The sequence below is a fragment of the Brevibacillus sp. BD137 genome (assembly GCF_041644655.1).
Classification (GTDB): domain Bacteria; phylum Bacillota; class Bacilli; order Brevibacillales; family Brevibacillaceae; genus Brevibacillus; species Brevibacillus brevis_D.
On the sequence record NZ_JAOTNO010000002.1, the window covers coordinates 612,057 to 627,321 of the forward strand.

General features: G+C 46.9%; 8 protein-coding genes. All 8 read right to left on the reverse strand.

The window, feature by feature from the left end; translation table 11 throughout:
• Window positions 1-47 precede the first annotated feature (47 nt).
• The 8 genes from ODZ53_RS06150 to ODZ53_RS06185 all read right to left on the reverse strand — a co-directional run bounded on the left by ODZ53_RS06150 (window position 48) and on the right by ODZ53_RS06185 (window position 15,255).
• Complete coding sequence (locus tag ODZ53_RS06150) at window positions 48-2,450, reverse strand: AAA family ATPase (RefSeq protein WP_372676331.1); 2,403 nt, start codon at window positions 2,448-2,450, stop codon at window positions 48-50.
• A 79-nt stretch (window positions 2,451-2,529) separates the two neighbouring features.
• Window positions 2,530-3,714 carry an MFS transporter gene (locus ODZ53_RS06155; RefSeq protein WP_372676332.1) on the reverse strand — a complete coding sequence of 395 codons (1,185 nt, stop codon included), beginning with the start codon at window positions 3,712-3,714 and terminating at the stop codon, window positions 2,530-2,532.
• Window positions 3,715-3,801: 87 nt separating this feature from the next.
• Complete coding sequence (locus ODZ53_RS06160; protein WP_372676333.1) at window positions 3,802-4,269, reverse strand: MarR family transcriptional regulator; 468 nt, start codon at window positions 4,267-4,269, stop codon at window positions 3,802-3,804.
• Between the two features lie 129 nt (window positions 4,270-4,398).
• Window positions 4,399-4,602: a hypothetical protein gene (locus ODZ53_RS06165; protein WP_372676334.1), complete on the reverse strand. Its 204-nt coding sequence runs from the start codon at window positions 4,600-4,602 to the stop codon at window positions 4,399-4,401.
• 176 nt (window positions 4,603-4,778) lie between these two features.
• Window positions 4,779-7,820: an efflux RND transporter permease subunit gene (locus ODZ53_RS06170; protein ID WP_372676335.1), complete on the reverse strand. Its 3,042-nt coding sequence runs from the start codon at window positions 7,818-7,820 to the stop codon at window positions 4,779-4,781.
• Between the two features lie 3 nt (window positions 7,821-7,823).
• Entirely contained in the window at window positions 7,824-9,029 is a 1,206-nt protein-coding gene (locus ODZ53_RS06175) for an efflux RND transporter periplasmic adaptor subunit (protein ID WP_372676412.1), read from the reverse strand.
• 88 nt (window positions 9,030-9,117) lie between these two features.
• Entirely contained in the window at window positions 9,118-10,395 is a 1,278-nt protein-coding gene (locus ODZ53_RS06180; RefSeq protein ID WP_064199174.1) for an MFS transporter, read from the reverse strand.
• Between the two features lie 135 nt (window positions 10,396-10,530).
• Window positions 10,531-15,255 (reverse strand): amino acid adenylation domain-containing protein, encoded by a 4,725-nt coding sequence (locus ODZ53_RS06185; RefSeq protein ID WP_372676336.1) that lies wholly within the window; start codon window positions 15,253-15,255, stop codon window positions 10,531-10,533.
• Between the last annotated feature and the right edge of the window lie 10 nt (window positions 15,256-15,265).

The window sequence follows — 15,265 nt, forward strand, 5'->3', positions numbered from 1 at the left end:
AGGGTGAATTGTCAAAAGAGTAAGAATGCATAGACATGGGACAAAAACTAATTTTTCGCCCCATTTTCTTCTACTGTCCACTGTAATAGCGGTTGAAAATCGGCCCATGCCAACTGCATCAGCATTTCCTGATTCCATTCCTGCTTCGGAATATCCATCAGTCGTACAGCCTGGTTTTGGATCGCCTCTTGCAACAGGTTATGGCTAAAACGACCGTTGCCATTCAATCGATGTTCACTGACTGCTTTTTCCAAAGACTGTGAGATCTTTTCCAGCACGGTCTTCTCAATCGCATACCCCACCTCACATGCAGCCTGTTCAAGAATATGCACGAGTTCCTTCACGGTGTAGTCTGGGAACGCAATGTATTTTTTAAAACGTGACAAAAGTCCAGGGTTGCTCATCATTAAAGTATTCATTTCGAGAGGGTAGCCTGCAAGGACCACGACCAGATTCTCTTCGTGTTTGGTCATCTCCTCTACGAGCGTATCAACCGCTTCCTGCCCAAAATCTCGCTCTCCTCCGCCCAGCAGCGAATACGCTTCATCGATAAACAAGACGCCACCCAACGCTTCGCGAACTTTTCGTCGTGTAAGCGCTGCGGTCTGTCCGACATACCCCGCTACCAAGTCGGCTCTACTCGCCGTAACAAGATGACCGCGTTTCAAATAGCCGATTTCTTGCAAAATCTGCGCATACAGCTGGGCCACTGTCGTCTTCCCTGTTCCTGGATTTCCAGTAAAGACGGCATGCAGTTCAATCGGACTTTTCGGCAAGCCTCTAGCTGCGCGTTCTTGCTGGACGGACACATACGCAGCGATTTTTTTCAGCTCCGTCTTCACTTGAGCAAGACCAATCAACGCTTGCAGTCGAGCTTCCGCATTTCTTTCTGTTTGCGGCGAATCGGAGCCACGTACATCCTCGGGTTTCAGAATCGTAAAATCATCCCATTTCAGTTCCTTACCGTCTGTCTCGCGCCCTTTGGCAAAGATCGCATCGAGTACGATATTAGTGACTGCCCGTGCATTGCCAAACGTCTCGTCTACTTGCGCTTTTTCAATGCGCTGACCCAACGTAATTTTTGCCGCCTCTGTTAGAGTAAAATCGTTCCGTCCGGCTACTTCCTCTGCGATTTGTACCAGTTCGTCCGCCTGATAGTCCGGCAGCAAAAAGTGGCCCGTCTCTGGAAAACGGCTATTCAGCCCAGGGTTGGCGTACAAAAAATGACGCATTTCTTCCGGATATCCCGCCAGCATCACGACGAAGCGTCCTGCATACTCGCCGCTTGTCATAGCAGATACAAGGGTGTCAATCGCCACTTGTCCGTAATCACTGCCAGAGCTATCCGGGCGCTTCAAGCTGTATGCCTCATCGATAAACAGAACGCCGCCGTCTGCCTGCTTGATCGCTTCCATGACGCGCTGCTCTGTCTGTCCCACGTAAGCCCCGACCAACTGAGAACGATCCACCTCGATGAGCTGTCCTTTTGCCAACAACCCGAGCTCTTGATACAGCTTGGCGATCAAGCGAGCCAGAGTCGTCTTCCCCGTGCCTGGGTTCCCCATCAGTACGAGATGTAGGGGGAGCTGGTCTTTCATATGCCAGCCCTTTTCTTCACGCAGCTGGCGATATTGCAGAAATTGCGCCAACTGCCGAACCCGCTGTTTGATCTCGTCCAAGCCAATCAACTGCTCCAATTGCGCTAACGCACTCAAATCTTGCTGAGGCGCTTTTTCGCGATCCTCTATCCTTTCGTTCCTTTGCGGTAGAAGCATTTCTTTCTGGTCTTGCTGCTTCGTTAAAGCGCGAATCGTCTCTTGCAATTGGACAAGCATTTCACTGGAGTAAAAGACCCCGGATAAAGACGCTCCATATGCTTGAACACGTTCTTGCAATTGTACTAATAAATTTTGTCGTTCTGTGTATAACAGCACGAGGCCAGCAGCCGTAGCTTCCGCCTCCGAATCGTTCCACTTTTGCGCTGCCAGTAGCGTCTCCTCCGCAAGAGCGCGCCACTTCGTGATTTCAGCCAGCTCAATGGTTGCTTGCTCTTCCAGCACTTCAACTGTTCTCCTGCGCATGACGACGTTATCCGTTTCACGCACAGATTTGAATTCAGTGAGAAAGGCATGTGATCGCAACTGAGAAAAATACAGCTCGAGCTTAACCTCTCTCGCGTAGCGATAATCAGGGGCTAGTTGAAGAGCACGATCGACCCATTCAGCTGAAAGTGTATGGCCTCCTGTTTTGTGCATGCGCAAAGCAGACATCCGCGTCAGCACCATCGCCTCAGCCAAATCAAGCTCTTCGTCTGGATGTTCCAGGCGTTGCTGTTCGAGCATTTGCAGGAATGTAAGGCACTCGCCTTCAGTTAGTGACTGGATGCTAGACGGATTTTCGCTAATACCTGCAATCAGTACCCTCGGGTCCCGTTCTTCTTGATGCTGCATCTTTTGATTGCTCCTCCCGCTCCATTGTTTCATCCCTGTTGTAGCATATTTAGCCGAACATGAAAAGTCTGTCCGAACATTAGAGCTTCGCTTGCATGTTCACTGTGGTTCTTCTCACCTTTTGCTGTGCGAATAAGGTCGCCAAAGCAATGAGGATACCAGCCATCCCAAAATCAAGCCAGACCCCTCCCCATTCTAACAGCATCGCACCTACAACCGGACCAGCAGCCATCCCTGTATAGCGGATGAAATTGTACACACCAATGGACGTTGCACGCTCTGCTTCAAATTCTTCGGATAGCAAAATTGTATGTGCAGGCATACCTACACCTAAGGTTAAGGCAAACAGCGTACTTGTTATTACAAGCAGGAGAAAAGAAACATCCGCCGCAGTCATAAAAAGAAACATCGCCAAAGCATTTGAACCGGTCGTCACCAGTAATGTTTTACGTGCTCCCCATCGATTTTGCAAGACAGCAGACAGCTTGCTACTGATAATAAAGACGACTGACACGAGCAAGAAAACCAATCCGATTATTTCAACGGAGACTGCGTAATGGTTCGTCAATTGGACAGGGAGAAAAAGCAGGAAGCAATAATAGGCGTACATTTGGCTAAAACCGATCAAAATGACAGATGCTCCGACTGGGTGGAGTAAAATATTTCGGAAAGACCCTGGTGTAAAGCCGCCTGATGATGTAGCTTGAGCCTTTTTCGTTTCCGGTAACCATATCGCATTGATGCCGACGAGAAAGACTGCACAGATCGCCAAAAACAAAAAGACCGCAGAATGTCCGCCGATACCGCCAATCCAGCCTCCTAACAGTGGACCAAGTGCCGGACTGAGCGCAAGCAGCATCTGATAAGTACCCATCGCAGATGCACGTTGGACTCCTGTAAATATATCTCCAATAATCGTTGCGGCTACGATCGGAATGGCAGCAAACCCCGCCCCTTGTAAAGCACGGAAAAATAGTAGCCCATAAATAGAATCGACCAGATAGCATCCGATTGACGCGATCGTAAATAGGATCAGGGCAGGTATCATGACACGTTTTCGGCCGAATCGATCGATAAATGGTCCGTAGATGATTTGCATAATCGCAAGCATGACGGTAAAGATTGAAACAGTCCAGTTAATCATGGTTGCACTCGTCTGAAACTCTTTTTGCATGGCTGGTAAAATAGGCATGAACAAATTTTGCGCGAACATACCTAGCATAAGTGTTATCCCCAGTAGGTACAGTACTTTTTTTGGATTCATAGTTACTCTCCTCTTATCTCTTTAATATTGTGTCCTTGGAAACAATTTTCGCAAAAAAAAATAATGAACACCCGTTGTATGTTTCCCCTAATCTTCTGTTGCTTCTCTTATGACCTCATCCAAAAATGCCAATTCATCGGGAGTATACCTATTCAAGAATCGGTACACGTCATTCTCCAGACGTTGATGGTAGTGTTCGTGAATCTCGTTTACCATCTCCCCTACTGATGTTAGCCTGAAAAAAACTTCCTTCTGATTGTCTTCGAGCTGATAGCGCTCGAGTAACCCTTTCTTCAAAAGTTTGACTGTTATTTTGGATATCGCACTCTTTGTTACCCCAATATGCTGTGCAATTGTCGTAACATTGACTCGATCTTTTCCCCCTACCTCTTGAAGGACGTGGAGCTCTGTTACGGATAACCTTCCAACTCTATCATAATCAGGTACGCTGTTTTTGATCTGGCGCAATAGCATTTCTTCACGTAGCTTGCTGCGCTCCTCCTGCTTATGTAGGAAGGTGATCCATCGATTCCAAAGCTTCTTTTTAGGGTCCAATGCAGCATCAGCTCCTTATCTATTCGATCTTTGTTTCCGCGGAAACAAAATAACCTTATCATGAGACCTCCTTTTACGCAAGAAAAAACCGCAGCCCTGCATTCGCAAGCTGCGTTCCGAGACCAATCTCTATCCATTTAGATTGCCCAATTCCTTATCCGCACTGAAATGAGCACGGGCTGCCTCAAACACTTCACTTTCCGATCCGGCCGAGATTTTGAAACTCGATACCACTTTTTTGCCACATTGTACTTGTACATTGTACTGTGAATCCCCATCATAAGTTGACTCGAAATGATAATCCTCACCATTGACCTGAATGGTTCGTTCCATGGTTACACCTCCCACCTTAGTGTGACCAAGCAACATGGCAATCATCCAATATTTTGTTGCAAAGAAATCGTTGTGTTTCACCCTTGGTCGACTCACCTGTCGTCATGCTATTCGGCTCTATGAAATGGTTACAGGGCACAACGATGGTTCGCCAGCGCCGTGCCCCGTTTTCCTTTTTACATATCAGCAATGCGAGTTGCTTTTTTTCGCGCTACTCTCTTTTCGCGAATCCCCTCAAAGATCGAATAAAGAACAGGAACCAATACAAGCGTTACGAGCGTGTGAAAAATCAACCCCGCAATTACCCCGGTAGCAAGCGGTGCCTCTAGTTCCGCTCCTTCCGCAACAGCGAGTCCCATCGGCAGCATACCGAGGATCGCTGTCAGTTTGGTCATGATTACCGGACGAACACGATCTCGCGTGCCCTGTACAATCGCTTCGTCCAAACCCATCCCCCGTGAGCGGAGCAGATTGATTCTGTCAATTAACAGAATCGCATTGGAAACAACAATTCCTACCAGCATGATGAGCCCAATCATCGCCATCTCACCAAATGTTCGCTGCGTGACCACGAATCCGAGAATGACTCCCACCAAGGCCATTGGCAACGACAGCATGATAATAAACGGCTGTGATAACCTCCCAAACTGTGCCACCATAATCACATAAATAAGGGAGATGACCGCTATCAGAACAAGAATTCCTTGGGTAAAGGTGTTATTCTGTTCCTTCAAATCACCAGCGATCTCGATCTTGTATCCAGCAGGCATTTCCACTGTACCCAGCTTCTCATTTATTTGTCTGCCCGCCGTACCAATATCCGTGCCCAACAGTTCTGCGGATACCGTGATGATTTGCTCTCCTTTTTCATGTTTGATCGTAATCGGAGATTTGCTGAAATGAAAATCAACCAGCTCGTGTAGCGGCACCTGCGTGCCTGTTTCTGTTCGTATCATGATCTGCTGGAGCTGGTCAGGATGTGTCACCCATGTCTCTGGAAATCTGGCAACAATCGAGGTTTCGATACCATTTTGACTGATTGTGGATAGGGGCTGCTCCCCAAGCAGCATGCTGATTTGGCTGTCCAATGAATCGGAGTCAACCTGTAATTGAGACATTGCCTCCTGATTCGGTGTGAGCGTTACTTTTTCCTTCCCTCTTTCGAAGTCATTCCGAATATTGACTACACCAGGGATGCTCGCCAGCATTTCTTCTACTTTTGCGGAAATCGACCGTGAAACCTCCAAATCTTCACCCGCAACCTGCAACTCAATGGGGGCCGATTTACCTGAGAATCCAAATGCCATACTCGTTTGTTCCACACCGTCAATCGCATTCAAGCGACCGTTTACTTCTTGCATAAATTCTTCTTTTTCTTGAGTTCGTTGCGACTTGGTCACTAATGTAATATTTAACTCCACTGTCTCTTTCTTTGCTGTAAAAAAGACTTGATTCACATCGGACAGCTCTCTTAACGCTTTTTCCGCTTCAACTGCTGCTGTTCGCGCCTGTTCCAAGCTAGTGCCATCAGGCATTGTTAAGGTGGCAAAAATTTGATTCTCATTGGCATTCAAGCCGTTTCCTATTTTAATGAAAGGGAAGAGACTCAACGCCCCTACAAACACTCCAAGAGCGACCAGCAATGTGAGAACTCGATGACGAAGGGTTAACAACAGTAATCGCTGAAAGAGAGAAACGATCCGATTTTTCCCTTCTTCGCTAGGGGACTGCAACTGTTTATCATGTTGGAGAAAACGCTCTGAAAAAATCGGAACAAACAGAAAAGCTGCAATCGTTGACGCAAGAATGGTAGAGGTAACGGTAAACGCAATGGTATGAAGAATAGGCTTCAGCCACTGTTCAAAATCCGCGACCACTAGCGGTAAAAACACAACAATCAAGGTTAATTGGGAAGCAAATACAGGTGCTATCACCTCTTTTGAGCCCTGAACGATGGCCTGTCTCAGCTGCATTCCCTTTTCTCTCAAATGATAAATACTCTCCAGAACAACGATCGCCGCGTCAACAATCAATCCGATCGACAAGCTCAGTGATATCAATACCACCATGTCAATGTTATATCCGGCAGCTTTCAGTGCGATGAACGTCATCAGGATAGAGAGAGGCAGCGTCGTTGCGATGACCATTGTCACACGCCAATTTCGCAGGAATACCCAGAGCACGAGGATTGCCAATATTCCCCCAATGACAACATCTCGACTCAAATTGGTGATCGCTTTTTTAATAAAGGAGACGGATTCAAACATGACTCTTAGCTCATAGCCTCCGCCCGCTTCCTCATTGATTTGCCTCACAACTTCCTCGACTTTCTTCTGTGTGGTGATCAGGTCACTCCCCGTAGCGCGCTTTACACTCATTTGCACAAAGAGGTTTCCTTCTGTCATGGAAATAGCGTCCTTCACGCTTCCACGCAAGTCACTCACCGATGCCAGTTGTTCGAGTGCAACCTTGCCCTTGGGTGTCTTGATCAAAATGCTTTTGAACTCTTCTACGTTCTTTAAGCTGTTGTCAATCATCACAACCGTGTCGAACCCGGGATTTTCCAATATCCCCACGGCTTTTTTCCAATTCGTACCCTGTAGCTGACCAACAACATCTGCTGGTGTCGTTCGATAGGTAGTAAGCCGTTCAGGTCGAAATGTTATCGCAACCTTATTTTCAAAACCGTCCTCGGATACGACCACTTCCTTCACACCCGGGACGGATTCTATTCGATCCTTAATGGTCGTTTTTAGCAAGGTGAGCATGGTCTGTGTATCGGCACCCACTATTGCGTAGTCGATTAAGTCCTCGTCACCTAAATTCGTTTGCGTGACAGTTACGGTTTCCACTACTTTGGGAAATTCGTTGCGTAGCCGATTCACAATATTTTGGGTCTCTTGCTTGACCTTTTCACCTTCCCCATCCTCAGCAAGGATCGAGATTCCAGAAAACCCCGTCCCTGTTTTTGATGAGAAGTTTTTAATCCCAGCTACAGATTTCAATTCCTGCTCTATTTTTTTCGTGACCTTTTCCACCATCTCTTCAGGCGGCAGCGCTCCTCCTGAAATATTCACTTCAATCCAAGGCAAATTCGTTTTCGGTACGAGCTCCACATGGAAAGAAAAGAGAGCACCAATTCCCGTAAGCACGATGAGGAATGTACACAAATAGAGGATCACTTTTCGTTTCAGCAAAAAGAGAATGACCTTGTCCATCGGTTACTCCCCTTTCACCGTAACGACTTCTCCTTCGGCGTAGTACGTTATGCCGGAGATTAGGATTTGATTGCCTGACTGTAAACCCGATAAAATCTCAACGTTATTTCCAATAATTTGCCCAACTTCCACGTCGCGTCTCTTGAGTACACCATTCTCGACAACCATGACGAAGCGCTGTGTTTCTTTAATGCCTACGCTTTGGACGGGTACGAGCATCCCGTTTACCTTGCGTGACATCTCTACAGTCGCGACCATCCCCTCGATCAACACGTTGTCTTTATTGGAAACAGCTATCTCTACCAGATACTTCCCCGTTTCCTCGTTGAGAACGGGCGAGATAAATGTTATGGTCCCTGTACTTTTGGCCTTTCCCTCCACTGCTACAGGCACCGTGTCCCCTTGCTTGTAGTTTTCCATCACATCCAATGGGACATCGACCTTTAGCTTCACTTCTGAGCCGTCGACAAGGTGAATGATACTTTGACCAGGCTGAGCAAGACTGCCTGCCTTTTGGGTCACATCGATGACCGTACCACTAAACGGCGCGACGAGTTGCGTTTCTTGAAGAGTTTTCTTTGCGAGCTCTACTTCACTGGCTGCTTGTTTCAAATTGGCATCCGCACTAGCAACCTCGTTGACTTCCGCACCTTTTAGCAGCTTATCCAACGTAATTCGCGCCTCTTGTAGCGAAATCTCGATTTGCTCTTTTTCGGACTGCGCACTGTCCAGCTCACTCTGCGAAATAGCGCCGCCCTTAAACAGCTCCCGGGCTGTCTCCCATTTCCGCTGCGCATCCTTCAAACGCTTTTCCTGGCTGTCCACTGCCAAGCGTTGCTTGCTGATGAGATCCGCGCTTGCTCCTTGCAACGTTTTTGAACGCAACGCAGATGCACTTTGAACCTGGCTTTGTGCCGCTTCCAGCCCTTTTTGATAATAGTTCGTATTTAATGAACTTAATACCTGGCCCTGTGTCACCTTTGCCCCTTTTGTTACGTTCATTCGTTCAATCGTACCAGAAGCCCCAAAGGCTAAGTGGCTCTCCTGTTTGTATTCAACGATAGCAGTAAGAGGGATCGGCAAGGAATCCGTCTGTTTTACCGTGTGCACCTGTACGATCTTTTGTTTCGTTTGCTCCGTCTCCTGTTTCGTTTCGACTCCACATCCCGTGATGAACATCAGTACAACGGTCAAAACGACATAGTGCATACGCTTCACGTAGAGTCCTCCAGTAGTTTTGTCATTGTCTTTTTGAATGAAACTGACATCCTATTCTCTCTCGTTATCATGACCTTGCTCAAGCAGACTTGTCTGTAGCAACAACCTGTTCTTCTTTTTTCTTAAAGTATTGACTCACTTGCTTGTTCAGATGAGCGATCAAGGCGATCACGAAAATGACGACACCTGAGGCAAACACGAGATACGGCCAATAAACGGCCTCCAGTAAAATACCGTACAACCAGATCCCAAACGGTACGGCCACTCCGGTAAAAGTGCCGACCACACCAAACATGCTGGCACGCAAATGCTCAGGCGTGTTCAATTGAACAAAGGTAAAGATCGGGATGTTCCCCATGGAGTTGAAGATGGCGGAGACCAATAAAATCCCGACAAACACGCCCGTAATGATCCACGAGGCGTTACTCGTTTCCGGAACAAAAATCGGAAAGATCCACGACATCAAGAGAATCCCTTGCACTTGAATCAAAAGGAAGATTTTATTCTCAACATATTTGCTTACCTTTTTCATAGAGACAATAGCCGCACCGATAATGATCCCTATAAACCAGGAGGACTGAATAAAGGAGAATTGCTCCATCGATACTTTTTCGACTCGATAGGCAATATGCAGCAGCCCCACATACATGAGCGGAGGGAAAATAAAGTTGAGCAAAAGGAAAATCAGGAACAAGTACTTGATAACAACCTGTTCTCGGATATATTGGAAGACTTCCTTGATTGTTTCTGTATAGCTTTGTGTTGTCTCCTGGACTACCTCGGCCTTGCGGAAACGGAGGAACATTTGCAAGATACCTGCTCCGATAAAAGAAAGACCATCAATCAGCAAAATCATTTCCATCCCCATTAAACGATAGGCAATCGCCCCTACCAAAGGACCCGCTACATTGAGAATGGCGCTGATTGCTTGGTATATAGAGTTCATGCTTCCTACTCTGTCCTCATCTACCAGCTCAGGAATGGATGCTTGCAAGGCGAGATACGTAAAAGCCTGAATGGTACTGATCACGAAGGCGTATCCGACAAACAGCCATAGATTCGTGGGAAACTGGAGGAAAAACAGTAAAAACAAGAGAACGAGCGCACCGCTTAACAGCTCGGTGACAATCATAATCTTTTTCTTGTTGTGTCTATCAATATAGGCACCTGCAAAAATATTAATCAGCACCCCTGGCAAATACGAAAAGCCCAGAACAGTTGCAAATGCAGCAGAAGAACCCGTCACATCCGCAATGTAAAGAGCAAGAGCAAATTTGTATACACCACTACCTAATTCCGTGATGAAACGAGTAAAAGAAAAGAGAAAAATATTTAATCCGTATGTTTGGTTGCCCATCTTAACCTCCCTGAATAGTAATCCCTCTAGGTGACGATTTATTTCGGCAAGATGATCCCGCTACACATCACGGACATAAACCCGGAATAGAGCGGAATCCATCTGCCGATTTTCAATACGATGCCTAGGCCACTCTTAGCGTATGACTAGAGGCATTCCTATCAATTTTTTCGCTTCCTCCTCCAAGATCGCTCGCAGCTTCCGTTCATCCTCTCGATATGGCAAAGCCATAAAAATAGTCATTTTACCCGTGGATGTATAAGAAGCCTCAAAGAGAATTCGCTTTTTCCCTTTTATAAACAGGTGATCGTATTCACTTGGTTGACTCTTGTTCTGCTCACCCAGGAAGTTGCAAATCATAGGTGTCATCTGTAAGGATTGGATGAGTGAGTGATGGGAAAGAGGATAGTTCTCCGTTACGTCTGGATTTTGCACGAGATTGGTGAAATGAATGTTGCTCTCCTTTGCGAGATCCAACCGAACTTTCACATACGTTTCCATCTCATCGAGACTCCACGACGGATCAATATGAAGCGGAATATGATCGATGCACTCGCCAAGCACATCGAAGAAATGGTTCCCCATAAAGGATCTGCCAAAGTTCATTAGAAAGATGGGAGCCTTTTGGACTCCATAACTTCTTTCACAAAATCTGGCTAAAAGAGCAATCGGAATCCGCGCATTTTCTATCTCCTGTGGGTTATCCATATCCAGTTCGCAGGTAACAATCGTGTATCCGTCCAAAGCGGATGAAGATGGAAGCTGTCTTTCGATGGACAAAAGACTATTTTCAAATCCGCGAAGATCAAATTCCTCCATAATCTGCTGATCTTCGATTCCGACTGGACCCTTCGTGATTTGCCGGACAAAGTCCCAATACGTATTCCGACCATTTTCCGGGAGTTCTGTGCCATTCTCCAAAGCTTCGTAATGCAGGTTCAAGTCGTTTTGCAGAACCTCGCTGCTAATAAAATCAAAAATGAGATGCGACGCCGGGAATATGAACGAGTACTCCTTCTCGCTCTCTTTCAGCAAGATCACTTTGTATGACAAAGAACCGATAGAATCATCCTGCTTGTAAAAATATTCGCTCTGTAAAAGATGGCGCACCGCTTCTTTTCTTTCTTCCGAATCGCCCGATACATCAACAACAGGGAGTGCAATTTCACCAGGGCAAGGATATTCCTTCCAATATGGCTCTTCTCCCTCAAAAGCCAGCGTGCATCGCAGCAAATGATGCCGCTCTAAGACGTTAAGAAAGGCCTTTTCCAGCGTCCTAGAATCGATCATCCGCTCAAAGCGAATCACAGTTCCCGAAATGTCCTTTTCCTGTACATGATAGCGCTGTGAAGGTGACAGCGGCTGTCTGATAAAGGTCTGCTGATTGATGATCGCCTCCGAATAACGAAGGAGCTGCTGATCAAGGTCGTTGACGAAGCGTTCCTGCCAGGACAAAGATTCCTCCTCATCAAACATAGCCTCTTGGGAAAGATTCTTCTCTTTTTCCCATGCTTTTTGCCCGAGATCCAGATATTGAATGGCGTGCGGCTGAATCGAAGGATCACAAGATCTACGCAATAAGGACAGGATTTCTTGGTGTTTGTCCCGCGCATTTTCCTCCACGTACAGAACAGCTCGGTGCTTGCTGCCGAACGGCACCTCTACATAGTTGCTTCGTACTTGGAAATGGGCGTAGATCAAGGTTTCCAGCTCATTTTTATCGTGCGCTTTTGTGGTACGAATCCGGTTTACGGTATCTACATATCCTGCTAGCGCTCTGACCGTATCGTATTGGAAGATCGTTTGAATCTTCACTTCTATGCCTTCCTTATGCAGTCGCGCTACTAGTTGGATCGCTTTAATAGAATGCCCGCCCAGATCATAAAAATGATCATCCACACTGATTTCCTGGAGGTCGAGCACTTCTTTCCAGATTTCCGCCAGCTTCAACTCCTGCTCTGTAACAGGTGGATTCAGTTGCTTACCTGCCTCCCTGATCATGTCAGGCTCAGGTAATGCCCTCCGATCTATTTTTCCATTCGGTGTTACAGGCATTCTCTCAAGGACGTGGATATACGTTGGTACCATATAGGCCGGAAGGGTAGCCAAAAGCTCCTGACGCAAATCTCTGTTCCACTCAGGCTGCTCCCAGACCAGATAAGCGATCAGGCAGGCTTCTCCTCCCTGCTCTTTTTTGGCCAACACGACCGCTTCCTTCACTCCTGTCTGGGATTGGATCACGTTTTCAACCTCATCAAGCTCGATACGGAAACCGCGTATCTTGACCTGGTTGTCCATTCGCCCCAAATATTCCAGACTTCCATCCGCAAGCCATTTCACCATATCTCCCGTCTTGTAGAGCCTTGAGCCGGAAGTAAACGGATCTGCCAAAAATTTCTCGTTCGTCAATTCCTCTCGATTGATGTAGCCATCAGCGACGCTAATGCCCGCGATCGCTAACTCACCAGGAATTCCCTCAGGCTGCAAATGACCATGCGGATCTAGCACATATACTTTTGTGTTGGCGATGGGCTTTCCGATTGGAACTTGCTGCGGCAGCTCCTCTTGCCCTTCATACGTCCAAGTCGTTGCACAAATGGTTGTTTCGGTTGGACCGTATGCGTTGATGTATCGGCAATGCGCGCTCCATTTATGCACGAGCTCCCAGTTTGTTGCGGAACCTGCGGTGATTAACGTTTGCAATTTCGGGAAATTTTCCGGCTCCAAATACGTCACGAATGTAGGTGGGAGCGTCGCGACCGTTACTTCATGCCGCAGTAGATACTCACTGAAAGCCTGCGAATCGAGTGCGACCTCCTTTGAAACAATAACCAATCTCCCCCCCGTCAATACCCCCATCGTAAACTCCCAGACAGAGGCATCAAAGGAGATGCTGGCAAATTGCAACACTCTGTCATTTTTGGTGATGCCGAGATCGTTGATGAAAAACTGCTGGAGGTTGGCGATTCCGACGTGATGTAGCCTTACCCCTTTTGGCTTCCCTGTTGACCCGGAGGTATAGATGACGTAGGCCAGGTCACTGGAACGATGAAGGGTCTGTACATCAGATGTAACGTCGGTGTATATGCTCCTATCATCAAGATTGATCAACATTGTTGCAGGGAGAATACGCTCTGCGTACGCTACCGTCGGATCATGGACCAAAACAATGCTGGCCCCGCTATCTTCGATCATATAGCTGATCCGTTCGCTCGGATGGTCGGTGCTAATTGGGAGAAAGGCACCGCCCGCTTTTAAAACGGCCAAGATGGCGAGGCTGTAAGCGGTAGAGCGCTCCACCATCACACCAACAACGCTGCCTGGTTTTACCCCTTTCTCACGCAGCACGTGAGCCAGCGCATCAGACTTGTCATCTAATTCTTGATACGTATAGCTACCATCCTGATCGACCACGGCAATATGATGCGGTCCCTTTTTGACCTGTTCCTTAAATAACTGGTCAATCGTTCTCGTTTGATCAACCAGCATCTCCGTGTCATTCCATTGTTGCAGAATGAGAGCCTGCTCCTCGTCCGTGACCATTTGCATGTTTGCAATCGGCTGGTCAGGATTGCGAACGACACCTTGAATCAGCTGATTGAAATGCGCTCGTACTTTTTGCAGGTAGGCATCACTGTAGGCAAGTGCGTTATAAATAAAGTGAACTTCTAATTCCTTCCCGGGAATAATGCACAAGTTGAAGTCGTAGCTTGTTTGCTCATATCCTTGGACATCCGTGATTCCGAATAAACCGCCTTTTCCATCTTCGTCGGATGCCTCCTCCGTCAATGGATAGTTCTCAAAAACCATGAGATGCTGAATCAGGTTTTGTTTTAATGTGGTTTCGGACTGAATATCCGCAAGAGACATGTACTGGTAGCTGCTTGTGGCTGTGAAGAATTGTTGCACCTGCCCGAGCAACTCCGAAAATGTCTGTTTACCTTCACTGCGAATCCGCATGGGGATCGTATTGACAAACAGCCCAACCATTTCTTCTACGCCAACGAGCTCAGAGGGACGGCCTGAAACGACTGATCCGAAGACAACATCATTGGCATAGTTGTATCGTTGCAGCAACAATCCCCAAAGCGAATGAAAGACGATGCTCAGTGTCACATCATTTGATCTCGCTATTTGCTCCAAACGGGCAGTCGTTTCCCGATCAATGCGGAACACGATCGCTTCTCGTTGGTACCCTTTACCGGTTGAAATATATTCAACCGGTAAAGGAGATTGCTGATCAAATCCATCCAGACTATCTCGCCAGAACGAGAGTCCTTCTTGTTTATTTTGCTTACCAAGCCAAGTGACATAGCTACTGAAGGAATACGGTGGAGCCAGCTCAGCCTTCTTATTTTGAAGATACGAGCGATAGATATGGAAAAAGTCTTTTGCGACAATCCCCAAGCACCAGCCATCCATAATAATATGGTGGAAGCTCCACACCATCTTGTATTTCGATTCACTCAATTTCATAACGGTCATCCGAAACAACAGATCTTTCTCCAGATCAAATCTCTTGCTCCGATCCCTTACAAGAAATTGCTCCACAAATGCTTCTTGTTCATTCTGGGTCAGGTCAGAGATGTCCTCGATCTGAATAGCTGCTTCTCTTTGCTTCAACACGATTTGCAGCGGCTTTTTACTATCTTTATAGTGAAAGACTGTTCGCAGGATATCGAATCTCTCAACCAGGTCGCGAAAGCTCTGATCAAGGAGATCAAGCCGCAACGACTCCTCCATCGTAATCACCGTTTGTTCGAAGTGAACCTCTGATTCAGGATGAAGGATAAAGTGATATAGCATGCCTTCTTGCATAGGTGTCAAGCGGTATATATTTTTAATTTGAACACCATTCAAACCTCATCAC